General features: G+C 72.3%; 21 protein-coding genes. 13 read left to right on the top strand and 8 right to left on the bottom strand.

The features are described from left to right. Positions 1–183 precede the first annotated feature (183 nt). Positions 184–885, bottom strand: a complete 702-nt coding sequence (locus ACGF2V_RS13465; protein ID WP_362621895.1) for an ABC transporter ATP-binding protein — start codon at positions 883–885, stop codon at positions 184–186. 352 nt (positions 886–1,237) lie between these two features. On the opposite strand from ACGF2V_RS13465, the gene ACGF2V_RS13460 reads away from it, so the two are divergent. The 6 genes from ACGF2V_RS13460 (at position 1,238) to ACGF2V_RS13435 (ending at position 9,106) form a co-directional block, all read left to right on the top strand. Then, entirely contained in the window at positions 1,238–2,023 is a 786-nt protein-coding gene (locus ACGF2V_RS13460) for a hypothetical protein (RefSeq protein WP_362621897.1), read from the top strand. Beyond that, on the top strand, positions 2,020–3,552 hold the full coding sequence (locus ACGF2V_RS13455) for a HAMP domain-containing sensor histidine kinase (RefSeq protein ID WP_362705388.1): 1,533 nt from the start codon (positions 2,020–2,022) through the stop codon (positions 3,550–3,552). Before ACGF2V_RS13460 ends, ACGF2V_RS13455 begins: the two co-directional genes overlap by 4 nt. A 290-nt stretch (positions 3,553–3,842) precedes the next feature. Beyond that, positions 3,843–5,264: an FtsW/RodA/SpoVE family cell cycle protein gene (locus ACGF2V_RS13450; RefSeq protein ID WP_362621900.1), complete on the top strand. Its 1,422-nt coding sequence runs from the start codon at positions 3,843–3,845 to the stop codon at positions 5,262–5,264. Beyond that, positions 5,261–6,718: a penicillin-binding protein 2 gene (locus tag ACGF2V_RS13445; protein WP_362621902.1), complete on the top strand. Its 1,458-nt coding sequence runs from the start codon at positions 5,261–5,263 to the stop codon at positions 6,716–6,718. The genes ACGF2V_RS13450 and ACGF2V_RS13445 overlap by 4 nt, the downstream gene beginning before the upstream one ends. Before the next feature lie 130 nt (positions 6,719–6,848). After that, a complete protein-coding gene (locus tag ACGF2V_RS13440; protein ID WP_362705443.1) occupies positions 6,849–8,084 on the top strand; it encodes an amidase in 1,236 nt (411 codons plus the stop codon). Between the two features lie 140 nt (positions 8,085–8,224). Beyond that, positions 8,225–9,106: an alpha/beta fold hydrolase gene (locus ACGF2V_RS13435; RefSeq protein WP_362621904.1), complete on the top strand. Its 882-nt coding sequence runs from the start codon at positions 8,225–8,227 to the stop codon at positions 9,104–9,106. A 129-nt stretch (positions 9,107–9,235) separates the two neighbouring features. Here ACGF2V_RS13435 and ACGF2V_RS13430 read toward each other — a convergent pair whose 3' ends face one another. Beyond that, positions 9,236–10,354, bottom strand: coding sequence for a ferritin-like domain-containing protein (locus ACGF2V_RS13430; RefSeq protein WP_362621906.1), 1,119 nt, complete (start codon positions 10,352–10,354; stop codon positions 9,236–9,238). A gap of 265 nt (positions 10,355–10,619) precedes the next feature. On the opposite strand from ACGF2V_RS13430, the gene ACGF2V_RS13425 reads away from it, so the two are divergent. From ACGF2V_RS13425 to ACGF2V_RS13405, 5 genes are all read left to right on the top strand, one after another. Next, positions 10,620–11,555 carry a diiron oxygenase gene (locus ACGF2V_RS13425; protein ID WP_362621907.1) on the top strand — a complete coding sequence of 312 codons (936 nt, stop codon included), beginning with the start codon at positions 10,620–10,622 and terminating at the stop codon, positions 11,553–11,555. A 130-nt stretch (positions 11,556–11,685) separates the two neighbouring features. Next, entirely contained in the window at positions 11,686–12,444 is a 759-nt protein-coding gene (locus tag ACGF2V_RS13420; protein WP_362621908.1) for a TetR/AcrR family transcriptional regulator, read from the top strand. Between the two features lie 279 nt (positions 12,445–12,723). After that, a complete protein-coding gene (locus ACGF2V_RS13415; RefSeq protein WP_362621910.1) occupies positions 12,724–12,990 on the top strand; it encodes a hypothetical protein in 267 nt (88 codons plus the stop codon). 82 nt (positions 12,991–13,072) lie between these two features. Then, positions 13,073–15,697: a PQQ-binding-like beta-propeller repeat protein gene (locus ACGF2V_RS13410; protein WP_362621911.1), complete on the top strand. Its 2,625-nt coding sequence runs from the start codon at positions 13,073–13,075 to the stop codon at positions 15,695–15,697. 189 nt (positions 15,698–15,886) lie between these two features. Next, the gene (locus ACGF2V_RS13405; RefSeq protein ID WP_362621913.1) at positions 15,887–17,086 is read left to right on the top strand and encodes an NlpC/P60 family protein; all 1,200 of its coding nucleotides are present in this window, start codon (positions 15,887–15,889) and stop codon (positions 17,084–17,086) included. Positions 17,087–17,171: 85 nt separating this feature from the next. Here the strand turns inward: ACGF2V_RS13405 and ACGF2V_RS13400 are convergent, their stop codons facing one another. The 5 genes from ACGF2V_RS13400 to ACGF2V_RS13380 all read right to left on the bottom strand — a co-directional run bounded on the left by ACGF2V_RS13400 (position 17,172) and on the right by ACGF2V_RS13380 (position 23,067). Beyond that, on the bottom strand, positions 17,172–18,419 hold the full coding sequence (locus ACGF2V_RS13400) for a styrene monooxygenase/indole monooxygenase family protein (protein WP_362705391.1): 1,248 nt from the start codon (positions 18,417–18,419) through the stop codon (positions 17,172–17,174). Between the two features lie 66 nt (positions 18,420–18,485). Then, a complete protein-coding gene (locus tag ACGF2V_RS13395) occupies positions 18,486–19,133 on the bottom strand; it encodes an ATP/GTP-binding protein (protein ID WP_362621917.1) in 648 nt (215 codons plus the stop codon). Then, positions 19,114–19,524: a DUF742 domain-containing protein gene (locus ACGF2V_RS13390; protein WP_362621919.1), complete on the bottom strand. Its 411-nt coding sequence runs from the start codon at positions 19,522–19,524 to the stop codon at positions 19,114–19,116. Before ACGF2V_RS13390 ends, ACGF2V_RS13395 begins: the two co-directional genes overlap by 20 nt. Continuing rightward, positions 19,508–19,999 (bottom strand): roadblock/LC7 domain-containing protein, encoded by a 492-nt coding sequence (locus ACGF2V_RS13385; protein WP_362621921.1) that lies wholly within the window; start codon positions 19,997–19,999, stop codon positions 19,508–19,510. The genes ACGF2V_RS13390 and ACGF2V_RS13385 overlap by 17 nt, the downstream gene beginning before the upstream one ends. After that, the gene (locus tag ACGF2V_RS13380; RefSeq protein WP_362705394.1) at positions 19,996–23,067 is read right to left on the bottom strand and encodes a nitrate- and nitrite sensing domain-containing protein; all 3,072 of its coding nucleotides are present in this window, start codon (positions 23,065–23,067) and stop codon (positions 19,996–19,998) included. The genes ACGF2V_RS13385 and ACGF2V_RS13380 overlap by 4 nt, the downstream gene beginning before the upstream one ends. Positions 23,068–23,433: 366 nt before the next feature. Here ACGF2V_RS13380 and ACGF2V_RS13375 point away from each other — a divergent pair, with 366 nt between their 5' ends. Beyond that, the gene (locus tag ACGF2V_RS13375; RefSeq protein ID WP_362705397.1) at positions 23,434–24,219 is read left to right on the top strand and encodes a hypothetical protein; all 786 of its coding nucleotides are present in this window, start codon (positions 23,434–23,436) and stop codon (positions 24,217–24,219) included. 28 nt (positions 24,220–24,247) lie between these two features. Here the strand turns inward: ACGF2V_RS13375 and ACGF2V_RS13370 are convergent, their stop codons facing one another. After that, positions 24,248–24,745, bottom strand: a complete 498-nt coding sequence (locus ACGF2V_RS13370; RefSeq protein WP_389043730.1) for a MarR family winged helix-turn-helix transcriptional regulator — start codon at positions 24,743–24,745, stop codon at positions 24,248–24,250. 225 nt (positions 24,746–24,970) lie between these two features. Between ACGF2V_RS13370 and ACGF2V_RS13365 the strand changes: the two genes are divergently transcribed. Then, positions 24,971–25,819 (top strand): lysozyme, encoded by an 849-nt coding sequence (locus ACGF2V_RS13365; protein WP_362621929.1) that lies wholly within the window; start codon positions 24,971–24,973, stop codon positions 25,817–25,819. The last annotated feature ends 91 nt before the right edge of the window (positions 25,820–25,910 follow it).

Below are 25,910 nucleotides of genomic sequence, written 5' to 3'. Positions count from 1 at the left end.
CGCGGCCGAACAGCAGGTACCCGGGCCGCTCGCCACATCGACGCGCCCTGCCCCCGGCTGTCCCCGGTCCCCGCCGCCTACCCGGCACCGGCCTCACGGCCGACCGACGACGACCCCGATCCACGTGACGAGGAGCAGGTCGGGGCCCGTCTTCGACGCAGGGCCGACAGGCGACGGCTCGGCCTACCGCTCCCTCTCGTCCCGTATCTCCCCGTCGCGCAGTTCCAGCACCCGGTCGGCCAGGTCGAGCAGCGTCGCGTCATGCGTGGCCACCAGGGCGGTGACCTGCTCGCTGCGCACGACCGCCCGCAGCAGTTCCATCACGGCATGGCCGGTCTCCGCGTCCAGTTGCCCGGTGGGCTCGTCGGCGATCAGCAATGAGGGGTTGTTGGCCAGGGCGCGGGCGATGGCGACCCGCTGCTGCTGGCCGCCGGAGAGCTCGCCGGGCCGCTGGGCCGCGTGGTCGGCGAGGCCCACCAGGGACAGCAGCAGCTCGACCCGCTCCTCGCGCTCCCGTACGTCGGCCCGGCGCATGCGCATCGGCACGCCCACGTTCTCCGCGGCCGTCAGGATCGGGATGAGGCCGAAGGACTGGAAGACGAAGCCGATCCGGTCCCGGCGCAGCGCCAGCAGGCCGTCCTCGCCGAGTTCCGACAGGTCCAGGCCGTCCACGGTGACCCGGCCCCGGTCCGGTGCGTCGAGTCCCCCGACGATGTTCAGCAGGGTGGTCTTCCCGGAGCCCGAGCGCCCCTTGAGCGCAACGAGCTCGCCGCGGGGGATGTCGAAGGAGACGCCGCGCAGGGCATGGACGGCGGCGGCTCCCTGACCGTACGACTTGTGGACGTTCTCGACGCGCACCATGGTCCCCGTGACCACCTGACTCATGTGTCCTCCCTTGATCCCCCGTGGGCCGGTCGTCAGTATCGCGGCCTTCCGCCCGGCCCTCAATGCTTCTCCGGCCATTCGCCGCTGCTACGGCCCTCGGCCCTTCGCCCGAGGCGGGACACATCCGGCGGGCCTCCGCACCCGTCCGTGCGAACCCCGAGCCCGTCCGTACGAACCCGTCACCGTCACGCGCCGAACACGGGCGTGGCCCGCGCGTGACGGCGCCGGCCGGAACCGCCTGTACCGCACCGGTATACGGCCAGTACTGAATAAGGATGAACGACTTCCTTCCGAATAAGGTCTATGGGGCATGTGCCCGAGGGGGGCATGTGCCCAGGGAAGGGAGCGTGACATGCGTCCGCGTCGCCGCGTTCGGTGCCGTGCGGCGTCGGCCCTCGGGGCCGCCGCGGGCGCCGTGCTGCTGGCCGGCTGCGGTGCGGGCGGCGAGCTGCGGAGCACGGGACCGGTGCCGCACGCCGTCGGGCCCGCCCGGCTCTGGCCCGAGCTGCCGCCCGCCTCCGCAGCGCCGTACGACTACGGCGAGGGCGAGACCGCACGCATCCCGGGGATCGAGGTGCCGGACGGCGATGTGCACCGGCTGGACCCGGTCGCGGTGACGCGGGCCGGGCTGAAGGCGCACTCCAACCGGTCCAGCGGCGCGACGGACCTCCCCGCCGACACCGTCCGCCGCATCAATGCCTGCCCCCGCGAGCCGGCCACCTGCCCGGTGCTGCGCCCCTATTTCCGTGATCTGACGGGGGACGGCAAGGACGAGATGGTGCTCGGCATCCGGTTGCCCGGCCAGCAGATCTCCGTGCGCGTCTACAAGCCGGAGGCGGGCGGTCTGACCCGGATCCTGTCCACCTCCGACGCCGTGATCAGCATCGAGCTGGCCGGGCGGGACCTGATCATGCGGGTGCCGTCGGCCATCCGGGGGTACGAGTACCGCACCGCCTGGTCCTGGGACGACCGGCAGCGCGCCATGCTGCCGACACGGGACGAGATCCTGCGGATGCCCTCGCCCCGTGCACCGCGATCCCCTGTCGAGACCGACCGGCCGAGCCCGGTCCCGGTCCCGGACGCCTCGTCGGCCCCGGCCTCCACCCCGTCCGTCGGCGTCTCCGCGGAGCGGCGATGAGGCCGTACGGCCTCCGGCGGGGCACGGCGGCCCGGCGTCACGGGTGCGACGGACGGTCCGGTACCGGGCGGCGGCGATGGTGGGTCCCGGCCTGGACGGCGACGCTCACCTGGAAGTCGGCCGTCTTCATCACGGTGATGTGCTGCGCCCTCGCCGCCCTGCTCAGCGTGCTGGTGCACGGGGAGGTGACCCGCACGACCGTTGCCGAGGCCCGCGAGAAGGCACTGCTCCAGCTGTCGCAGGTCACGACCGCGTACGAAGCGGGCGAGGCCCTGCCGCCGGGCTCGGGTGTCGATCCGCCGGGGCTGCCCCCGGCCCTGCGCGCGCTGGCCGTCCAAGGAGAGCGCGGCACGCTGGTCGGCGACCGCGACGGGCGTCCCGCCATGTGGGCAGCGGCCCCGGCCGACGGCGGGGCCCTGGCCACGGCGGTCGACTACAGCCAGGGCGTCCGCACGATCAACGCGCTCGACCGGGCGATCGTCGGCTCCTCGCTGCTGGCCACCGGCGCCACCCTGCTCGTCGGCGCGTTCGCCGTCACCCGGGTGACCCGGCGGCTGCACCAGACGGCCCAGGTGGCCCGCCGGATCAGCGCGGGCGACCTCGACGCCCGGGTCGACGACCCGCGCACCGCGCACCCCTCGCGTCCGCAGGACGAGGTGGCGATCGTCGCGGGTGCGCTGGACACGATGGCGTCCACCCTCCAGCGCAAGCTGTTGGCCGAGCAGCGTTTCACCGCCGACGTGGCGCACGAGCTGCGCACCCCGCTCACCGGCCTGACGGCCGCCGCCGAACTGCTGCCGCCCGGGCGGCCGTCCGAAATGGTGCGCGACCGGGTCAGGGCGATGCGGTCCCTGACGGAGGACCTGCTGGAGATCTCACGGCTCGACGCCCGTACGGAACAGGTCGAACTCGACGTGTTCGAACTCGCGCCGCTCATCGAGCGCGTGGTGCGCGCGTCCGGAACAAAGACCGAGGTCCGCTACGGGAAGACCGCGACGGGGGCGGGCGCGGGCACGGCTGCCGGGGCGGCTCGGCGGCGGGAGCACACGCCCGCGCGGCCGCCCGCGCCGGTACGGGTCGAGACCGACAGACGGCGGGTCGAGCGGGTGCTGGGCAATCTGATCGCCAACGCGCACCGGCACGGCCGGCCCCCGGTGCTGCTGACGGTGGACGGTCCGACGGTGACCGTGCGCGATCACGGACCGGGCTTCCCGGATTACCTGCTGGACGGCGGCCCGCAACGGTTCCGTACCGAGAGCGGCGGCAAGGGGCACGGACTGGGGCTGACCATCGCCGTCGCGCAGGCCGCGGTGATCGGCGCGGAGCTGACCTTCGCCAACGCCCCGGACGGCGGCGGGGCGGTGGCCCGACTGACGCTTCCGGAGTACGTGGGGCCGGACGACGACGGGACGTGCGTCCGACCGCCGGAGGGCGAAGGGGCGGACCGCGTACGGCCACCGGACGCCGACGGGACCGCACGCGCGCGGCGACCGGACGACGCGGCGGCACAGGGCGGCAACCCGGGCTGACATGCCCCCGCCGATGCGCCCCGGTCGCCATGCCCGTCCCCATGCCCCGACCGGCGTGCCCCGGCCGGCGTGCCTCGGCTGACAGTGTCGGCCATGAGAACCGGCACCAGGACTGCGCTGACAGTGTCGGCCACGAGGGTCGGCACACCAGGACTGATACGACGTCGGACGCGACGTCGGACACGCCCCGGCCGACGTCCCGCCAGGACATGTCCCCAGGACATGCCCGGCATGACATACCCGCTATGACATAAGGGAAATAGTCCCCGCCTCTTGCTACGTTGCGTGGCATGACCGTAACGACGGCGGACACACCCCCGCCCGCTCTGCGTCTGCCCAAGCGGCGCGGAGTCGAGTTGCTGCTCCTCAGCGGTGCCGTTCTCGTCCCGGTCTACGGCTACGCGGCCGTCGGGCTGGCCAGGAACGGCGCCGTCCCGCCCGACGTGGCCGGCTACGGCGGCGGGCTCGGGCTGCTCGCCCTCCTCGCCCATCTCGCGGTCCGCTTCCGCGCCCCGTACGCCGATCCGCTGCTCCTGCCCATCGCCGTACTGCTCAACGGGCTGGGGCTGGTGCTGATCTACCGGCTCGACCTGGAGACCCCGAAGGACCAGGCCGCCCCCACCCAGCTGGTCTGGTCCACGCTCGGTGTGGCGCTCTTCATCGTCGTGGTCGTCTTCCTGCGCGACCACCGGGTGCTCCAGCGCTACGCCTATCTTTCGGTCGCCACCGCACTGGTCCTGCTGATCCTGCCGATCTTCTTCCCCGCGGTGAACGGGGCCAAGATCTGGATCCGGGTCGGCGGATTCTCCTTCCAGCCCGGCGAGTTCGCCAAGATCCTGCTCGCCGTCTTCTTCGCCGCGTATCTCGCCGCGAACCGCAACGCCCTCGCCTTCACCGGCCGCCGGATCTGGAAGCTCCAGTTCCCCACCGGCCGGGTTCTCGGCCCGATCGTGGCGATCTGGGTGCTCAGCGTCGGCGTACTGGTCCTGGAGCGCGACCTCGGCACCTCGCTGCTCTTCTTCGGCCTGTTCGTGATCATGCTGTACGTGGCGACCGGCCGGACCGGCTGGATCGCGGTGGGCCTGCTGCTGGCCGCGGTGGGCGCGTTCGTCGTCGGCTCCCTCGAACCGCATGTGCACAGCAGGGTCCAGGACTGGCTCGACCCGTTCGCCACCATCGCCGCCGGCCGCGGGCCCAGCCAACTGGCCCAGTCGCTGTTCGCGTTCGCCGCGGGCGGGATGCTCGGCACCGGGCTGGGGCTCGGCCACTCCGTCCTCATCGGCTTCGCCGCCAAGTCCGACTTCATCCTGGCGACGGCGGGCGAGGAACTCGGACTGACCGGGCTGACCGCGATCTTCCTGCTCTACGCGCTGCTCGTGGCCCGCGGCTACCGGGCCGGGCTGGCCCTGCGCGACCCGTTCGGGCAGCTGCTGTCGATCGGTCTCGCCTCGATCCTGGCCTTCCAGGTGTTCGTGATCGCGGGCGGCGTGATGGGGCTGATCCCGCTGACCGGCATGGCGATGCCGTTCCTCGCGCAGGGCGGATCGTCCGTCGTCACCAACTGGATCATCGTGGCGCTGCTGATCCGGCTCAGCGACCAGGCCCGCCGGCCTCAGCCCGCCCACGCGGAGACCGGAGTCATCGCGCCGGAACCGAAGGGCGCGGCACCGAGACCGAAAGGCATGACGCCGAAACCGAAGGACGTGCCGTGATCCGCTGCATCCGCCGGGCCGCCGCCCTCTGTCTGCTGCTGCTCGTGGCCCTGCTCCTGAACGCCGCGCGCATCCAGGTCTTCCAGGCCGACAGCCTGGACCACAACCCCGCCAACCGCCGTCTCACCATCGCCCGTTACGGCCAGCCGCGCGGCGACATCCTGGTCGGCGGGACGTCCGTCACCGGCTCCAGGAACACCGGCGAGCAGCTCGCGTACGAACGCACGTACCGCGACGGCCCGCTGTACGCGCCGGTGACCGGCTACGCCTCGCAGACGTACGGCACCACCCTGATCGAGCACGCCGAGGACGGCATCCTGTCCGGCACCGACTCGGCGCTCGCCCCGTTCCCGCTGTGGAACGAGCTCACCCGGAGCCAGCAGCCCGGCGGCCACGTGGTCACCACGATCGACGCCTCGATGCAGCGCGCCGCCTACGAGGGACTCGACGGACGACGGGGGGCGGTCGCCGCCGTCGAGCCCTCGACCGGCAGGATCCTGGCCCTGGTCTCGACCCCTTCGTACGATCCCGGGCTGATCTCCGGCACCGGTCCGTCCGTCACCGACACCTGGCGGCGGCTGAACGCGGACCAGCGCCTGCCGATGCTCAACCGGGCGATCCGGCAGACCTATCCGCCGGGCTCCACCTTCAAGATCGTGACCGCGGCGGCGGCGCTCGACGCGAACGTGGTCACCGATCCCGACGCCGCGACCGACACTCCTTCGCCGTACGTGCTGCCCGGTACGCGGACCACGCTCCCCAACGAGGCGGAGGGCTGCGAGAACGCCTCGCTGGCCGAGGCGGTCCGGGTCTCCTGCAACACCGTGATGGCGGAACTGGGGGTGCAGGTCGGTCTGGAGGGCATGGTCGAGGCGGCACGGCGGTTCGGCTTCGACGACCCCGGGCTGCGGATCCCGTCCGGGGTGGCGAAGAGCAATTTCGACACCGAGATGAGCGACGACCAGCTGGCCCTGTCGTCGATCGGGCAGTTCGACACGACGGCGACCCCGCTCCAGATGGCGATGGTCGCCTCGGCGGTGGCGAACGGCGGCGACCTCAAGCACCCGTATCTGGTGGACCGTACGACCACGAGGAGCGGCGCGGTCGTCCACCGGTACGGGCCGCGCACCTACCGGCGGGCCATGAACCCGCGCACAGCGACACTGCTGCGGGGCATGATGGTCGACGTCGTGGAACGGGGCACCGGTTCCAACGCCGCGATCGACGGCGTGACCGTCGGTGGCAAGACCGGCACCGCACAGCACGGCATCGACAACTCGGGCCTCCCCTATGCCTGGTTCATCTCCTGGGCACAGGCACCGGACGCGGGCGGCCCGGCCGTCGCGGTCGCCGTGGTCGTGGAGGACGCCGCCGCCCACCGGGCCGACATCAGCGGTGGCGGCAGCGCCGCCCCGATCGCGCGTGCCGTGATGGAAGCCGCCCTGCGAGACTGACCGTGTGGCGGATGCGGGGGGGGGTGGCCAGATGACGGACACGGGCGGTACGGGCGCCCATGTGACGGACACGGGCGGTACGGACGGACGCGCGGGCGTCCACCTGACGGGCCCGGGCGATACGGGCGCCGTGGTCTCGGCCCTGGAACGGATCGGGCGGGACGACCCGCGTCTGTCCGCGTTCGTCGAGGTGTGGCACGAGCACGCGGTCGCGGACGCGGAACGCGCCTCCGCGCTCCCGCTGGGCGCCCTGCCGTTCGCCGTCAAGGGACGGGCCGGCGTCCGTTCGTACGCGGCCCGACGGCTGATCGCGGCCGGTGCGGTGCCGGTCGGCGCGACCTCACTGCCCGGGCCCGGCACGCCCTGGCAGACGTGGGGGCTGGGCGCCCACGGCCGTACGGTCAACCCGTGGCGGGCCGACCGCACCCCGGGCGGTTCCTCGGCGGGCTCGGCGGTCGCGGTCGCGGCGGACATGGTGCCGCTGGCCACCGGGAGCGACGGGGCGGGCTCGGTCCGGATCCCGGCGGCGTGGTGCGGGGTGTTCGGTCTGAAGACGACGAACGGTCTGCTGCCCTCGCCCGATCGGACCGGGCTCGCCGCCGCCGGGGTGCTGACGCGTTCGGCGGCCGGGGCCCTGACGTACCTGCGCTACGTGCTGGAGGCGTACCCGGGCCATGGCCCGGCGGGCCTGCCGACCGTTCCAAAGGGCCTGTCCGGCGTCCCGGACGGGCACCGCCACCACGCTCCCGGCGCGGACCGGCCGGGAGCGCCCGCCCTCCCGGTCCCGGCCGTCTTCAGCCCGGACCTGGGGTACGCGGACGTCGATCCGGAGGTCGGGGCGGTGGTCCGGCGCGCCGTGGAACGCCTCGTGGTGGCCGGTGTGGTGCGGCTGGTGGACCGTACGTGCGAGCTGCTCGACCCCCGGGAGGCGTGGCAGGCCGTCCGGGGCGGGGAGTCGTCCCCGTACGCCCGGGAGGTCCGGCGCGAGAACGACCACCGGCTCGACGCGCTGTTCAGCCGCGTGCCCCTGCTGCTCACGCCGACCACCCCGAACCGTCCGCACGGCCACGACGGTCCCGGCGAGGTCTACTCGACGGCCCTGACGTGGGCGTTCAACCTCAGCGGGCATCCCGCCGCGAGCGTGCCGACCGGCTTCACCTCGGACGGCTGTCCGGTGGGTCTGCAGTTGGTCGCGGCACACGGGACGGACGTCTCGCTGGTCGAAACGGCCCGTGCGGTGGAGGAGGCGCGTCTCGTCGAACGCCTGCCGGGGCTCGCGGAAGACGAAGGAACCACCGCTCCGCGAACGCGTCGCCCGGCGCCGATCCTTCCAGGCTGCGCCGGGCGGCCTCGCGGGGGGCGGTGAGGGGCGGGGGCGGATTCGTCAAGGCCGCCGTCCTTCCGGGCCCGGCGGACGGCGTACATCCATTATGGCCCCGGAGAAGGCCCCTTTCCGTCGTACCGTCGGATGATCTCTCGCCGTTTTTCGCGCCCTACCGTGGTCGCATGACTGTTCTTCACTTACACGACCACGGTGGCGGCTCCGACGGCGGGCCGGTCCTTCTTCTCCTGCACGCCGCCTCGCGCTCCCTCGCCGACTGGGACGCCGTGGTGCCGCACCTCGGCCCCGGTCACCGGGTGCTCGCCGTCGACCTGCCCGGGCACGGCCTCAGCACCGCCTCGTCGTGGTCGTTCGACACGGTGCTGGACGACCTGGACGAGACGCTGAACGCCCGGGGGATCGTGGGCCCGGTGGTCCCGGTCGGGCACTCGCTGGGCGGGATGGTGGCGGCCTCGTACGCCGCCGAACGACCGGACCGCGTGCCGGGAGCGGTGAACCTGGACGGCTTCTGGTGGGGCACGCCCGCGCAGTACCCGGGGATGGACCCGGACGAGGTGGCGCGACGGCTGGCCGACATCGGGGCCATGGCACGGGCCTCGGCGGGGCTGCCGATGCCCGCGCAGTACGTGGAGCAGCAGGCCGCGTACAGCGTGGGTCTGGGCATTCCGTACGAGCGGGCGGAGGCGTCGTTCCGCGCATCGGTGCGCGAACTCCCGGACGGGCGCTGGCAGCTGCTGCCAGAGCGGGAGTGCGCCCTGGAGATGCTGGATGCCATGGACGCCGTCGACCTCTTCGCGCTGTTCCGCCGCGTGCGCTGTCCGCTGCTGCTGGTCCGGGCCCTGCACCGGGTGCCGGCGACCCCCGGCACGGAGTGGCTGGACGAGCTGATGGAGGCGTACGGGCACGGCCTGGCCCGGGATCTGGCGGAGCTGGCGGCCGAACGGGCGGGCGTCACCGTCGAGGGCATCGAGGCGACGCACGCAATGCTGCTGGAGGCCCCCGAGCGGGTGGCGGAGCTGGTACGGGGGTTCGTCGCGCGGCTCTGAGCCGGTGAGCCCGGGTTCGGTGGCTCCGGGTTCAGTGGCCCCGGGTTCGGTGGCCCCGGGCGCCCACCGAACCCACGCGTTCCGCGGTGCGGGCCCACCCCCGGCCGGCACCCGGAGGTCCCGCCCTCGCTACTCCCCCGGCGTGCTCGACGCGCCGTGCGCCACCGCCTCCTCGACCTCGGCGACCCGGGCGCTCTCCTCCGCCGCGAAGCGTTCCCGGTCCAGCCGCTCGGCCAGTTCCTCGTCCTGGGTCATCAACAGGTCCAGGTCGGTGTCGCCGAGTTCGAGGACGCCCATGTCGACGTACGCCTGCTGGAGCCGTTCGCCCCACAGCCCGATGTCCTTGACGCACGGCACGATCCGGCTGAACAGCAGCCTGCGGAAGAGCTGGAGGAACGGCGAACGCTCGGACAGTTCGTGCGCCTCCTCCTTGCCCACGCCGAAGTTCTCCAGCACCTCGACGCCCCGGAGCCGGTCCCGCATCAGGTAGCAGCCCTCGATGACGAACTCCTCGCGCTCGCGGCGCTCGGCATCGCTCAGTTGCTTGTAGTAGTCGCGCAGTGCCATCCGCCCGAAAGCGACGTGGCGGGCCTCGTCCTGCATGACGTAGGCGAGGATCTGCTTGGGCAGCGGCTTGTCCGTGGTGTCGCGGATCATGCCGAACGCGGCCAGGGCGAGCCCTTCGATGAGGACCTGCATGCCGAGGTACGGCATGTCCCAGCGGGAGTCGCGCAGGGTGTCGCCCAGCAGCGCCTGGAGGTTGTCGTTGACCGGGTAGAGCATCCCGATCTTCTCGTGCAGGAACCGGCCGTATATCTCTGCGTGCCGGGCCTCGTCCATGGCCTGGGTCGCGGAGTAGAACTTCGCGTCGAGGTCGGGTACGGACTCCACGATCCTGGCCGCGCAGACCATGGCGCCCTGTTCACCGTGGAGGAACTGGCTGAACTGCCATGAGGCGTAGTGCTTGCGCAGTTCGCCCCGGTCCTTGTCGGTCATCTTCGCCCAGTGGGGCGTGTCGTACAGGGTCAGGGTGTCGTCGGGCGCGCCGAGCGGGTCGAAGGGGTCGACCTCCAGGGACCAGTCGATGCGCTTGTTGCCGTCCCACTGCTTGTCCTTGCCCTTCTGGTAGAGGGCGAGCAGGCGTTCACGACCGTCGTCGTAGTCCCAGCTGAAGCGGGCGGCGCCGGTGGCGGGCACCTGCCACAGCGGCGCGTCGGGGGCGGTGGTGTACAGGTCGAGCGTCGACATGGACGGCTCCTCACGCCTCGCGTACGTAATCCGTCACGTTCCTTGCCTGTCGCATCGGTTGGCAGGTTCACACGCTGATAGACACCGGGTCAACAAGTTGCGCGCAAGGGATTGACGACTTTGCTGACAAGCAGTCTCATAAGGAGTGACCGCCGGTAACCGCGCCGATCGCGCCTGCCACGATCGCCCTTGCCGCCCCCACCTTCCCCCTCACCCTCATTGTCACCTTCATCCCTCTTGTCGTCCTTGTGCGAGGTGCCCAGCCATGACACCAGTGACCGAACGTGACGTGCGGCTGCGCCGCGATGCGATGGGCCCGCTCCGGGACCGCGAACAGATCGCCGCGCGCCTGCTCGAATCCTCGGCCAAGCACTCCTTCGACCCCGACGAGGAGCTCGACTGGGGCTCGCCGCCCGAGGACGGCACGTGGCACTGGCCGCCCGAGCTCGTCTCGCTCTACGACACCTCGCTGTGGCGGCGGATGTCCCAGGAGCAGCGGCTCGACCTGTCCCGGCACGAGGCGGCGTCGCTGGCCTCGCTCGGCATCTGGTTCGAGATCATCCTCATGCAACTGCTGGTCCGGCACATCTACGACCGGCCATTGACCAGCGACCACGTCCGCTACGCGCTCACCGAGATAGCCGACGAGTGCCGGCACTCGATGATGTTCGGCCGCATGATCAAGTGGAGCGGGGCGCCGGATTATCCCGTACCGCGCGTCTACCACAACCTCGCGCGGGTGCTGAAGGCCGTCTCCACCACCCCCGGCTCGTTCGCGGCGACCCTGCTCGGCGAGGAGATCCTCGACTGGATGCAGCGCCTCACGTTCCCGGACGAGCGCGTCCAGCCGCTGGTGCGCGGCGTGACCCGTATCCATGTGGTCGAGGAGGCCCGGCACGTCCGGTACGCCCGCGAGGAACTGCGCCGCCAGATGGTGACCGCGCCGCGCTGGGAACGCGAACTGACCCGGCTCAGCTGCGGCGAGGCGGCCCGCGTCTTCTCCGTCTGCTTCGTCAATCCTCAGGTGTACGAGAACGTCGGCCTGGACCGCCGCGAGGCCGTCGCCCAGGTGAGGGCGAGCCGCCACCGGGCGGAGATCATGCAGAGCGGCGCGAAACGGCTGACGGACTTCTTCGACGACATCGGGATGCTGAACGGGGTGGGCCGCAGGCTCTGGCGGAGTTCGGGCCTGCTGGCGTGAGCCGGGAGGTGCGCGGCGGACCGCGACGGGAGCGGGTCGGCCCTCGTGGGGCCGGCCCCGCTTGGACCGACCCGCACATGGGGGCGGCGTCGCACCCCTCCCTGTGCCGGTCGGTCTTAGGCTTCCTCGTATGACCTCTGCCTCTGCCGCCGCCCCGCCGCATCGCGCGTACCGAAGGCTCAGCGTCGAGGAACGCCGCGCGCAACTCCTCGCCGCGGCGCTCACCTTGTTCGCCCACCGCGCGCCCGACGAGGTGTCGCTCGACGAGGTGGCGGTGGTCGCCGGGGTCTCCCGACCGCTGGTGTACCGCTACTTCCCGGGTGGACGCCAGCAGTTGTACGAGGCGGCTCTGCGGTCCGCCGCCGAGAAGCTGATCCTGTGCTTCAACGAACCGCCCGTGGGCCCGCCCACCGAACGGGTGCTGCGGGTGCTGGACCGCTATCTGACCTTCGTGGACGAGCACGACACCGGGTTCAGCGCGCTGCTGCGGGGCGGCAGCGTCGTCGAGACCTCCCGTACGACGGCGATCGTCGACGAGGTGCGACGGGCAGCGGCCGAACAGATCCTGCTGCACCTGGGCCGGGGCGGTGAGGGGCCGGCGCCCGGGCCCCGGCTGCGGATGATGGTGCGCACCTGGATCGCGGCCGTCGAGGCGGCGTCGTTGATCTGGCTGGACGAGGGCAAGCGGCCCGCCGCGGCCGATCTGCGCGACTGGCTGGTGGACCAACTGATCGGGCTGCTGGCCACGACGGCGGCGACGGACCCGGACACCGCGGCGGCGGTGGCGGCGCTCCTGCCGCTGGAGAACGCGGCGGGCCCGGCCGGGCGGCTCGCCGAACGGCTGATCCCGGTGGTCGGCGGGGCCGCCCACCTGCTGCCCGAGCACTGAGCGGCCACTCCCGGCGCATCGGGGCGCCCCGTGGGCCGGCCGGCTGTGCCCGGCTCCGGGCGTCGGGCGTCGGGCGTCGGGCGTCGGGCGTCGGGACAGTCGACCGTGCCTGAAGCTGCCGGGCCTCGGAACAAAGGGGCCTCGGGACATAGGGGCCTCGGGACATCGAGGATTCCGGCATCGAGTCTTCCTGGCATCGGAGCATCCGGACATCGGGGCATCCGGACATCGGGGGCGCCGCAGCGCTGCGCGAACCGGCCGGTGGGCGAGACTGGGGTGGTGCGAAGCGAGAACACACCCTTCACCGGCGGCCCGCTGGACGGGCGGGCCCTGCCCGTCCTGGTCGGCCCGACCGGCCATCCCCCCAAGTGGTACGAGGTCCCGGTGCCGGACGCCGACGGCGGTCCCGCCACCGTGCACGCGTACCGCAGGGCGCCGGCCGGTCACACCAAACGGCTGGGAATCCAACGCGGCTGGGTGTACGAGTACGTCCCCGAGGGCCGGGTGCGGCACAGCCCCAAGTGGCCCTGGTCGAAGCCGAAATGAGGGGACGGGCCCGGTCCGGACCGGGGCGGCGGTCTAAGATCGACCCTCTGGTGCAGGGCACGGTCAGCAAGGGGGGTGCGCCATGGAGGCGCCGCGTCAGGACGATCCACGTCGCATCGGACCGTACGCCGTGCTGGCACGACTCCGGGAGACCGCGAGCACCGTGCAATACCTCGCGCGCAGAACGCCCCCTGATGGTTCCGAGCCGGCCGCCGGCCCCGCGGAACCACCCGTCGTGGTCACCGCCGCCCGTTCCGAACTCGCCGTACTGCCCGCCTTCCGGCGCCGGTTCCAGGCGGAGGCCCGTACGGCGGCCCTGCTGACCGAGGACCGGGACCAGGACCGGCCCGATTCCGGCGCGCCCGCCGACGGCACGGACGGCGAACTGCCGTGGACGGCCGCGCCCTACGTGCCCGCCCTGACACTCGCCGAGGCCATCGAGGTCTCGGGCCCGCTCCCAGAGCGCGCCGTGCGCGTCCTCGGGGCCGGCCTCGCCGCGGCCCTCTCCCGGGCCCACGCCACCGGGGGTGTGCTCCAGGGGCTGGCGCCCCGGACGGTGCTGCTGACGGAGGACGGCCCCCGGCTCACGGCGTTCGGCCCCCTGGGCGCCGCGGCCGCCGCCGAGGCCCGGCCCGGCGGGCAGTTGTCGGTACGGCTCGGCTACCTCACCCCCGAGCAGGTCGAGGGCGAGGACCCCGGACCAGCCTCCGATCTCTTCGTACTCGGTCTGCTGCTGGCGTACGCGGCGACCGGCACGACCCCGCTCGCCGACGGCCCGGCCGCCGAGGGCGCCGAGCGCATCGCTCGCACGGACCCCGAACTCGGCGCGGTTCCGGAGGAGTTGCGCGGCCTGATCGCTCGTTGCCTGGCGAAGGACCCGGCCGACCGGCCCAGCGCGGCGACGGTCTCCTCCGAACTGGCCCCGGAAGGCACGGCGGACCTGACAGAGACCGGCTGGCTGCCGGAGCACCTGGTGGCCGCGGTGCGGGAACAGGGGTTGTACGTACAGGGGTTGGGCACTACCGGTCACGCACCGGAGCCACCGGCGGACGAACCGTCGCCGGGGACCGCCCCCGCCCCGGCCGCGGAGGCCCGCACCCCCGCGGAACCCCGTACCACGGACACCGGCGCCGCGGACACCGGTACCGCGCAGCTCGGGAACATCGCGCGTCGCGTACCGACGACGGACCGGTCCACCACCCGGCTGTCCGTCCCCCCGGAGCTCACCGCTGCCCCAGGAGCCCCCGCCCCCGCGCCGGCCACCGCGACCGCACCGCGCCTCCCTTCGCCGCCTCTCCCGCTGCCTGCCCCGGCGGCATCCCCCACCGCGTCCCCCGCGTCCCCCGCGTCCCCCGCGTCCCCCGCGTCGTCCTCCTCGCCCGCCCGGGCCGGGGTCGACCGGCGCGGCCTGTTCATCGGCCTCGCGGCCGGTGTCGCGGGGCTGGCGGTCGGTGGCGGCGGGGCGTTCGCGCTGGCGTCCGGCGACGGAGGAACGGACGACCCCGAACCCGCGCCGAGCCGGAGCGGGCCCACCGTGGCGGGGCTTGCGCCGCGCCCCCGTTGGGTGTACCGGCATCCGGCGGCCGAGCCGGCCCCGCTCACCGCCGCCCTCTGGAACGACCGGCTGCTGGTACTGACCGGCGACGACGGGGCGACCGCTGTCGACCTGCGCACCGGGCGCCGGGCCTGGTCGAGCCCGGAGGCGGCCAAGGGCCACACCGTGCTGCCGGCCGGGAAGGACCTCTGTTTCGTCGCCGCCCCGACGGAGTTCCTGTGGCTGTCCGCGAAGAACGGAAAGGCCGTGCACCGGGAGGGCCACGCGAAACGGGTCCCCGGGGCTCCCGACCTCGCGGTCACGGGGGTCGTGGGCGCGTCCGGCCCCGTGGTGTGGTTCACCGGCTCGCACAAGGTCACCGTCAAGGCCCCGCCCCCGAAGAAGGGCAAGAAGCGCGGCAAGGACCGGCAGGTCGTCAGGTCGTACCTGTTCGCCCATGACATCGTGCGCCGCACGGAGTTGTGGCGCACCCCGGTGCCGACCGGGCGCGGCCCCGCCGCCCCCGCGTACCGGGTGATCGCGGTCCGGGAGAACGACGTCGTCGTACGCCAGACCCCGGCCACGCTCACCCCCGCCGACCTCAAGGCGGCCAAGGGGAAGGCCGTCTTCCGGAGCTTCGACCGGAAGACCGGGAAGCAGCTGTGGGCCAGGGCGATCGGCATGGTCGCACCGGCCGGAGCGGCCACGGGCGACGAGCAGGGGCTGCTGTACGCGGCGGTCGGCAACGGCCTCCAGGCGTTCGAGACCCCCACGGGCAGGCCGAAGTGGACGCTGAACGGCACCAGTGGCACCGCGTACGGCACCCCGGTCGTCAGCGGAACGCTGCTGCACATCACCAGCCTCGCCCAGGAGGTGGGCGCGGTCGAACGGGCGACGGGCAGGCTCCGCTGGCGGCGCTCGACGGAGGCCGTGCCCGGCACCGCCGCGCCCGCGGTGACGGTCAGCACGACCGGCAGGACGCTGCTGACCTCGGACATGTCCCAGGTCACCGCCTTCGCCGCGCAGGACGGGCGACGGCTGTGGAAGTTCCAGGACATCGGCGCCCAGGACCCGGCGGGTCCGACGGTCACCGCCCCGTACCGGGTCCTGGCCACCGACGGCACCGCGATCGTCCAGCGGGAGCGGATCTTCTACGCGTTCCCCGTCGCCTGAGGGCCGGCGCCCCCGGAAGGCGGCGTACCAGCGCGTCGGCACGCACCGGTGGACCGCCCTCCGGGTGAACCGGTAGGCCGCCACACCGCACGGGTCCTTGCATTTCCTCGATATCGAGTGGCCGTATTGATCCGTTACGCCCACTTACGGGGTAGTTTCGCGATTCACCCCGTCACCGGAGGTGATGTCGTGTCAGGTGGATTCCTGCGTGCGGTGTGCACCGCGGCCCTCTCCACACTCGTCGTGGCCTCGTCCGCGACCGCGGCCCAGGCGGCCCCGGGCCCCGGCGCCGCCGGCACCGCGAGACCGTCCGGCGACCCCAGGACGCCGGTACCGGCCCCGACACCCGGTCAGGGGAGCGTCGCGCACCTCCTCAGCGAGCTGCAGAAGCTGTACCAGCGGGCCGAGGAGGCCACCGAGGCGTACAACGGCACCGCCGCAGAGCTGAAGAAGCGCACGACGCAGGCGAAGAAGCTCGACGCCTCCCTCGCCACCGCACGGGCGTCGCTGGCCGAAAGCCGCGAGGAGGCGGGGCGGCTGGCCCGGGAGCAGTACCAGGGCCGGTCCGGCCTCTCCCCGTACGTGCGGCTGCTGCTGGCCCGCGACCCCGAGCACTTCCTGGACCAGGAGCACGTGGTCCGGCGCATCGCGGCCGGACGGGCGGCGACGGTGAAACGGCTCACGGCGGCCGAGAAGCACGCCGACGAACTCGCGGCCGAATCCCGCAAGGTACTGAACCGGCAGAAGGTCCTGACCGCGCAGCGCAAGGAGCAGCGGGACACCGTGCGGTCCCGCCTCGCGGCCGTCGAGAAGAAGCTGGCCACGCTCTCCGCCGCCCGGCTCGCCGAACTGTCCCGGCTGGAGCAGCGGGGCACCGAGCGGGCCCAAAAGGCCCTGGTCGCGTCCGGAGCGCTGTCCTCCTCCAGCAGACTGCCGTCCTCGGCGGGCGGCGACGCGGTGCGGTACGCGATCGAGCAGGTGGGCAAGCCGTACGTGTGGGGCGCGGAGGGCCCCGACTCGTTCGACTGCTCCGGTCTCACCTCGCGGGCGTGGGCGAAGGCCGGCCGCGCCATCCCCCGGACCTCGCAGGAACAGTGGCGGCAGTTGCACAAGGTGCCCGTGAACGCGCTGCGCCCGGGCGACCTGGTGCTCTACTTCCCGAAGGCCACCCATGTGGCGCTGTACATCGGCAACGGCCTGGTGGTGCAGGCCCCCCGGCCCGGAACGCGAGTGAAGGTGTCGCCACTGGCGTCCAATCCGCTGCTGGGCGCCGTACGGCCGGACCCGGGGAACGCGCCGCTGGCCGCGTACGCGCCACCGCCGCTCCCGCAGGGTGCGACCGCGGGCTCGGACACCGGCTACGGCTCGTCCTCCGCGCCCCCGGCATAGGAGTCGCCACGACGGGGACGCCCCGCACGGCGGCCGGGACGGGCCCGTCGCCGATCCGGCGGGCGCCGGGCCCGCGCCGTCGCGGTCAGACCGCCGAAGCGACGCCCTGGACCTCGGCCAGGTAGGCGTTGGCCTTCTCCGGGTCGAAGTAGAAGTTCTCGAAGTCCGCCGGGTTGTTGTAAGCGTTGGCGAAGCGGTTGGCGACCGCCTGGAACCGGTTGCCCGCGCCGATCAGGTTCAGCACGTGCTCCGGCGGTACGCCGAGCATCGCGTTGGTCCACTTCACGACGTGCCGCGCGGTCTCCCAGTAGCGGTCGAACGTGGCCTGCATCCAGGTCTCGTCGAACGGCCGGTCGCCGTGCTCAAGGATCGATTTCAGGTACGAGTTGGCGCACTTGGAGGCGGAGTTGGAGCCCTGGCCGGTGATCGGGTCGTTGGCGACGACGACGTCCGCGACCCCGAGCACCAGGCCGCCGCTGGGCAGTCGCCCGATCGGCTTGCGGACGGTCGGGGCGTAACGGCCGGCCAACGTGCCGTTGACGTCGGTCAGTTCGACCTTGGTGGCGCGGGCGTACTCCCACGGCACGTACCGCTCCATGAGCTCCAGCGTCTTGGCGAGGTGCTCGGAGGGGTCCTTGATGCCCTGGAACACATCGATCGGGCCGCCGGGGACGCCCTCCCAGAAGAGGATGTCGGCGCGGCCGGACGTGGTCAGCGTCGGCATCACGAAGAGCTCGCCGACGCCGGGGACCAGGTTGCAGCGGACCGCGTCGAACTCGGGGTGCTCGGGGCGCGGGCCCATGCCGTGGACATAGGCGACGGACAGGGCGCGCTGCGGGGCGTCGAACGGCGAACGCGAGGCGTCACGGGCGAACATGGAGACCAGCTCGCCCTTGCCGGCCGAGACCAGCACCAGGTCATAGGTGCGGGAGAAGTAGTCCAGGTCGGAGACGGCCGCGCCGTGGATGACGAGCTGACCGCCGCGCTGGGCGAACGTCTCCATCCAGCCGGCCATTTTGACGCGCTGGTCGACGGACTGGGCGAACGCGTCCAGCTTGCCGACCCAGTCGACGGCGCGCGAGGAGTCGGGGGCGGCGACCGAGAGACCGAGGCCCGCGATGCGCGGTGCCTGCGACTCCCAGAAGTCGAGCTGGTAGTCGCGCTCGTACTGGAGCGCCGTGTGGAACATGACTTGCGTCGACATGACCCGGCCGGAGCGGATCTCGTCGGCGGTGCGGTTGGACATCAGGGTGACTTCATACCCCTCGGCCTGGAGTCCGAGGGCGAGCTGGAGGCCGGACTGCCCGGCCCCGACTATGAGTATTCTCCGCATCGCGGTTCTCCGATGTTCTGCGTGTCTGTGCACGGAAGGGCCGGCCGGTGCGAGCGGGCCGTCCCGTCAGGGGGTGGCGTCCAGGGCGTGGCCGACGAGGGCGAGCAGCGACTCGACGACGGTGATCCTGCTACGCGCGTCCATGATCACAACAGGCACGTGCGGAGGGATGGTCAGGGCCTCCCGGACGTCCTCCGCGTCGAACTCCGGTGTCCCCTCGAAGTGGTTGACGGCGACGATGTACGGCAGGCCGCAGCTCTCGAAGTAGTCGAGCGCGGGGAAGCAGTCGGCGAGGCGGCGGGTGTCGGCGAGCACGATCGCGCCGATCGCCCCGCGCACCAGGTCGTCCCACATGAACCAGAAGCGCTGCTGGCCCGGGGTGCCGAAGACGTACAGCACGAGGTCGTCGGCGAGCGTGATGCGGCCGAAGTCCATCGCCACGGTCGTGGTGAGCTTGTCGGGCGTCGCGGTGAGGTCGTCGGTTTCCTCACTGGCCTGGGTCATCATGGCTTCGGTCTTCAGTGGGGTGATCTCGGAGACCGCCCCCACGAAGGTGGTCTTGCCCACGCCGAAACCGCCTGCGACCACGATCTTGGTGGCGATGGGTGCCCGGGTGTGGTCCAACTGCCAGGACTGCGGCGCTTCCTCGGCCTGGTCCACGGCGCCCGGCCGGCGCGGGGCGAAGAGCGACGCCTCAGAGACGACGGAGTCCATCGAGCACCCTTTCGAGCAGTGCGCGGTCGGGCTGCTCGGCGTCGTGGCCGGTCCCGTACACGCGGATCTTTCCCTGGTCGGCCAGGTCGCTGAGCAGGACCCGGACCACACCGAGCGGGATCTTCAGCAGGGCGGAGATCTCCGCGACCGTACGCATCCTGCGGCAGAGCTCGACGATGGCCTGGAGCTCCGGCATGAGGCGCGGCTGCCTGCCGTTGGTCAGCTCGCGGCGCTCCTCGGGGGCTTCGAGTGCGGCCACGAACGTCTCGACGAGCAGGACGTGACCGAAGCGGGTGCGCCCACGCGTGAGCGAGTACGGGCGGACCCGCGCGGGCTTTCGGTCGGCCCCGCGGACCGGGAGCCCGGGGGCGGGGTCAGCGGCGGGCGTCACTGGTGCTCTCCATCGATTTGCGCAGCTCGCTGCGGAGTTCGGGGGTGAGTACGTGTCCGGCTCGGCCGACGAACAGCGCCATGTGGTAGGCGATGACGCTCATGTCGCAGTCCGGGGTGGCGTGCACACCGAGCAGCGAGCCGTCGCTGATCGACATGACGAAGACGCTGCCCTCGTCCATGGCGATCATGGTCTGCTTGACTCCGCCACCGTCCATCAGCTTCGCGGCGCCCTGGGTGAGACTGCCGATGCCGGACACGATGGTCGCCAGGTCGGCGCTGGATCCCTTGGGTCCGTCCTGCCCGCCGGCGGCCTGGGAGTTCAGGTGGCCGGGGTCGGAGGAGAGCAGCATGAGTCCGTCGGACGACACGACGGTGACCGAGTGGACCCCTGGCACCTCCTCCACCAGATTACTCAGCAACCAGTGAAGGTTCCGGGCCTCGGTGCTCAGCCCGAATGTGCTGGGCGCAGTCAACTGCGTGCCTCCTCGACTGTGTCCCCCGTCTCATCGGTGCGGTCGTCGGTCCGGTCGGCCGGTCCGCTGTGGTCGGTGTGCGGGGTGCGCCCGGCGGGTCCGGCGACCCCGGGCAACGACCCGGTCGTCGTGGACGCCGCGATTTCCGCCTCGACATCGCGGCGGCCTTCCTTGGCTCCCTGGTGGAAGCCGCCGAGCCGACGGCGCAGTGCTTCCTTGTCGAGGCCGCCCTTGCGCTCGGTGGTCTGTGCCGTGCCGGGCCTGACGACCCTCGGGGTGCGCTTGGGCAGCCCCTTGTCCGTGACGGTCTCCTGATGCGGCTGCGGCTGCTCCGGCTGCCGAGGGGGCGGCACGGTCTCGGCGGCGGGTGTCGGGGCGGGAGCCGCGTGCGGCTCGGAGGTGCCCGTCGGGTCGTACGGCTCCGGGGCTCCGTCGGCGGTGCGCTCGTGCCGGTCGGGCCCGATGGCGTACGCGTCCGGGCCCGAGGCGGCCGGAGCGGGGACGGGGGCGGGAGTGGCGGCATCGGCGCCGGTGGCGTACGGGTCGGTCCCGACGCCGTACGGGTCGGTGACGGTGAGGTACGGATCGGGCGCCGTGGTCGCGGGTTCGGCCGCGGCCTTCGGAGGCGAAGGGAGCCGGACCTGCATCGTGATCTCGGACTCGGACTCGGGCTCGGGCTCGGGCGCCGGAGCGGGAAGCGCCGGGCCGGGGACGGTGTGATCCCCCGAGGCCATGGGGTGGTCCGCGGGGTGTTCCGCAGCGTTGTCGGTGGCGTGGTCGGGGCCGGACGCGGGTTCGGCCGCGCGGATGGCGCGCTCGGCGGCGGCGATCAGCGGGTCGTCGGCCTGCGGGCCGGGCGTGGTACGTCCGGGCAGTGCGTTGGAGTTGGCCTCGGCGACCGATCCGGGCAGGTTGAGCCCCGGACCGTCCCCGGCGACCTTCACCGGCGTCGTGGCGATGGGCGGTGCTTTTGGCAGCAGGGACGTGGGCAGCACGGCGACCGCGGTGGTCCCGTTGCCCGTGTGGTCGCGCAGTTGGACCCGTACGCCGTGGCGCGCGGCCAGCAGGGCGGTGACGTGGAGACCGAGCCCCGCGTCGGGCGCCCCCTCGTCGTCCTGTCCCGTCGAGTCGAACAGGGCGGGGTCGGCGAGCCGGGTGTTGAGTTCGGCCATCCGCTCGGCCGACATCCCGATGCCCTCGTCCTGGACGGAGAGCATCACCTCGCCGGTCTCCAGCAGCCAGCCGGAGAGCTGGACCTGGGATTCCGGGGGCGAGAAGGAGGTCGCGTTCTCCAGGAGTTCGGCGAGGAGGTGGCTGAGGTCATCGGCGGCGAAACCGGCGATCTGGGCGTGCGGCGGCAGGGACTGGATGGTGACCCGCTCGTACCGCTCGATCTCGGAGACGGACGCACGGGCCACGTCCACCAGCGGGATCGGGCCCGCGTGCCCGTGCCCGTGCTCGGCACCCGCGAGAACCAGCATGTTCTCGCTGTGCCGGCGCATGACCGTGGCCATGTGGTCGAGCTTGAAGAGAGTGGACAGCCGTTCCGGGTCCTGCTCCCGCTCCTCCAGGCTCTCGATGACACCGAGCTGGCGCTCGACGAGACCGAGCGTGCGCAGCGACAGGTTGACGAACGTGTGGTCGACCGTGTTCTTCAGCCGCTCCAGCTGGGCGGTCAGATCCGTCGCGAGTGCCTGGAGTTCGGCACGCTGCCGGGTGAGCGCCTCGCGTTCGGTGATCAGCTCCGCCCGTTCCGCCTGGAGGCTCCCGACCCGACCGTCGTGCTCGCCGAGCAGGGCCTGGAGCCTGCCGTGGAGGGCGTTGACGGACCGTACGACCTGGGCGAACTCGTCGTTGCGGCCGGTGTAGCGGATGGGCTCGGCGGTGGCGGGCTCGGCCGCGAGGCGGGCGGCGCCGATCCGCAGGACGGCGAGCGGCTGGGTGAGGGTGCGGGCCACGGCCGTCGAGACACCGACCGCGATCAGCAGGCACCCGCCGAGCAGCGCGATCCGCAGTTCGAGCGCGGTGACATCGTCGTCACGGAGCTGTTCGAGGCGCCGGACCTGTTCGGTGCCGAGGGCGGATTCGACCCCGCGCATCCGGTCGACCCGTGCGGACAGCGCCTCGTCGACCTTCTTGGCGCTGGTCCGCTGCTCGGAATCGGACAGCTCGGGCCGGTCGGTGAGGGAGTCGAGGTACTTCTCCGCGCCGGCCACCTCGGGGCCGGTGACCGTGGTGGACAGCTTGTCGCGGGTCGCGGAGCCCGCGCTCTGGTCGAAGTCGGCGAGCGAGGCGAGTTCGGCGACCCGGGCCTGCTGGGCGGCGGCGCTCAGCTCGTCACGGGTACGGTCGTCCTTGCCGCCGCCCCCGTCCTGGCTCTGCGCGGGCAGGCCGGTGATCGGGTCGAACTGCGCGCTCGTGGCCGCCCGGGGTACGGAGAGCGCGGCGACCAGCAGTCCGCGGGTGGCGGACGCCTGCTCGGTGGCCCGGCCGAGGGCGAGCGGGGCGCGGGTGGCGTCGGCGGCGCGCGGCGGGGTCTTCTCCGCGAGTTCCGCGGCCACGTCCTGGAGCTTGGCGATGATCTCCGAGTACGCCTGGTGGGCCTCCAGCACCGTGCCCTTGCCACTGAGCACGTCACGACGCAGGGACGGGATGGTGGCGAGGTCGCGGCGCAGCGCGGCGGGGGCGGCTGCCCTGATCTCGTTCACCTGCAGGTCGACGCGGACGGCGGAGTCGCTCTTCTTCCCGGAACGCCCGGCACGGCCGGCCGCGACACGGGCGACGGTCTCGTCGCGTTCGTCCGCGAGGGCGTGGGCGAGCACGATCGCCTGCTGGTTCAACTCGGCGAGGGTGACCAGCCGCTGCGACTCGTTCAGGTCCGCGGAGGCACTGAGGATCGCCGGGGCGCCCGCGGCGATGACGGTGATGCCGACGAACGCGACACCGGCCACCAACCGGCTGCGTACGCGTACGGCTCGTCGGGTGCTCGCGCTCTCGGCGGGCGCCTGAGGCGTCACCCCGGAACCGTTGTTCTTGCCGCCCTTGCTCCGAGGCCGCTTCTTCTGCACCGGTGCTCGCAATCTTGACTCGTCCGCCCTTGAAGCAGAGGTGACGCGCGGTCACGTGTGAGCGAGCGCCCCGACCCCTGGTACGGCTTCTGACCATTCCAGTGCTTTTGAGAAGGGGGCGCGCATCAACCGCTCCGCCACCCGAACGAGTGAACATCACTCCAGAGTTGACGAACAAGTCTGCCCCGTAAGCACCTCGGCCACACCTGACCCGTCGGCTGGATCTTCGGTCCAGGCTTTGGCAGGATGCCCGCCCGCACCCGGCACGGAGGCCCCCCTTCCGCTCGGCCCACCCCCCTGGCCTGCTGATGCAGACCATTTTCGGCCATACACAGGGCCCGTGAAGACGTCAGGCAGACTGACCGCATGCGCATCGAACTCACCACCGTCGCCGGCTGCGCCGACCGCCCGAACGAGGACTGGGCCGCCACCGCCCTGCCCGCTTCCGGCCAGGGCGGAACGCTGGTCCTGCTCGACGGGGTGACCCCACCGTACGGCGATGACGGGTGCGTTCACTCCGTCCCCTGGCTCACCGCGCGACTGGGCGGCTCACTGCTCGAACTGTCCGGTTCGCGTCCAGACCTGAGCCTCCAGGAGGTCCTGGCCGAGTCCATTCGGCGCACGGCCGAGGCCCACGGCCTCTCGTGTGACCTTTCTCACGCGCGGACACCGCAGGCGACGGTCGTCGTGGCGCGCTGGGGCGAACAGGAGATCGAGTACTTGGTGCTCTCCGATTCCGTGCTGTTGTTCGGTATGTCCGACGGAACCGTACGCCCTCTCGTCGACGACCGCCTGGATCGGCTACCGCCGGGCTCGCTGGCCGACGAGGCGACCGTGGACGCGCGGCTCCGGAACAAGGAGGGGGGCTTCTTCACCGCGGCGGCCGACCCCTCGGTGGCGGCCCGCGCGGTCACCGGACGCGCCCCGCTCGCCGACGTACGCATGGTGGCGGCGCTCACCGACGGCGCGGCCCGCTGGACCGAGATGTTCCGCGAGGGCGACTGGGCGGACTGCCTCGCGGTGCTCCGCAAGGAAGGTCCTCAGGCCCTGATCGATCAGGTCAGGGCGCTGGAGCACGCGGACACGGAACGCGTGCGCCTGCGCCGCTCCAAGAAGCACGACGACGCGACGGCGATCTGTGTGACGCTGTGACGGCGCACCGGCCGAACGCAGAGCGGTCTCAGCCCTCGGCGCGGGCGTTCAAGTGGTGCAGCAGCCGGGCCAGTTCGGCGACCTCCTCACGGTCCCAGTCGGCGAGCTTGCGTACGTAACGGTCACGGCGGGCGTCGCGGACGCTGCGGTAGCGGGCCAGCCCCTCGTCGGTGAGGTGGACGAGGGAGGCCCGCCCGTCGGCGGGATCGGGCTCACGCGCCACCAGTCCGAGGTTCTCCAGGGCGCGCAGTTGACGGCTCACGGTCGCCTTGCCGACGCCGAAATAGGCCGCGAGGTCGGTGGCCCGCTGCCGCCCGGCCGATTCCAGCCGTACGAGCAGCCCGTAAGCGGCGGGCTCCAGTTCGGGATGGACCTCGCGCGCCATCTCGCCGGAGTTGGCCCGTGCCCGACGCAGGAAGACGGCCAACTCCCGCTCCAGGGCGAGGAACGCGTGGTCCACACCACTTTCACCGGTCGCGCCGCGTTCACTACCGCTTTCGCTCCCGTGCACGTCAACTCCCCTCATGAGCTTTTCCGTCGCTGAAAGTTTCTTCCGCCGCCGGTCATAGCCGCAGCTCGACCAGTATTTCGCAGGTTTAGACCACCGACAGCGCGCGGGCCCTCTTCCGAAGCACGGGTCTACGTGCGTAGCGTCATGCCTGGCATGTCCACACCATGACATGCCGACCGTGGGTGCACCCCGGCACCCCTGGGTCAGCACGCCCCCCACCAACGCCTCGGAGGCAGTCACATGCCGGTGCTCAGATCCGGATCCGGAACGTCTGGCCGCTCACGCTTCGCCGTGGCCGGAACCCTGCTCGCAGCTCTTTCCCTTCTCCTCACCCTGCCCGGCGCGGCGAGCGCCGCGGGCTCCCCCGACGCCGCCCGCAAGCCCGCCCGCGGCACGGCCACGATGGGCATGGGCGTCGTCGCCCATGACGGCCAGGGCGGACTGCCGCTCAACACCCTCGCCGTGCAGACCGAGGGTGTGGACGTCAGCGGCCACCAGGGCAACGTCGACTGGGCGACGCTCTGGAACAGCGGCGTGAAGTGGGCCTACGTCAAGGCAACCGAGGGCACGTACTTCACGAACCCGTACTTCGCGCAGCAGTACAACGGTTCGTACAACATCGGCATGATCCGGGGCGCGTACCACTTCGCCACCCCGAACACCACGAGCGGGGCCACGCAGGCCAACTACTTCGTGGACCACGGGGGCGGCTGGTCGCGGGACGGCAAGACCCTGCCCGGCGTGCTCGACATCGAGTGGAACCCGTACGGCGACCAGTGCTACGGCAAGAGCCAGTCGGCCATGGTGTCCTGGATCCGCGACTTCGTGAACACGTACAAGGCGCGCACCGGACGCGACGCGGTCATCTACACCGCGACGAGCTGGTGGAAGACCTGCACCGGCAACAACGCGAGCTTCGGCACCACCAACCCGCTGTGGGTGGCCCGCTACAACAGCACGGTCGGCGAACTCCCGGCCGGCTGGAGCTACTACACGATGTGGCAGTACACCGAGTCCGGCCCGTACGTGGGCGACCACAACCGCTTCAACGGCGCCTACGACCGTCTGCAGGCGCTCGCGAACGGCTGAGCCGTACTCACCGCGAGCCGCCGTCCAACGCACCCGGCACGGCGCACCGAGCCGCTGAGCCGTGCTCACCGCGCCCGTCCGGCGCGCTCGC

The organism is Streptomyces sp. NPDC047982 (assembly GCF_043204165.1).
Lineage (GTDB): Bacteria > Actinomycetota > Actinomycetes > Streptomycetales > Streptomycetaceae > Streptomyces.
The sequence above is the reverse complement of the archived record's forward strand: the minus strand, read 5'-3'. Positions and strand labels throughout refer to the sequence as shown.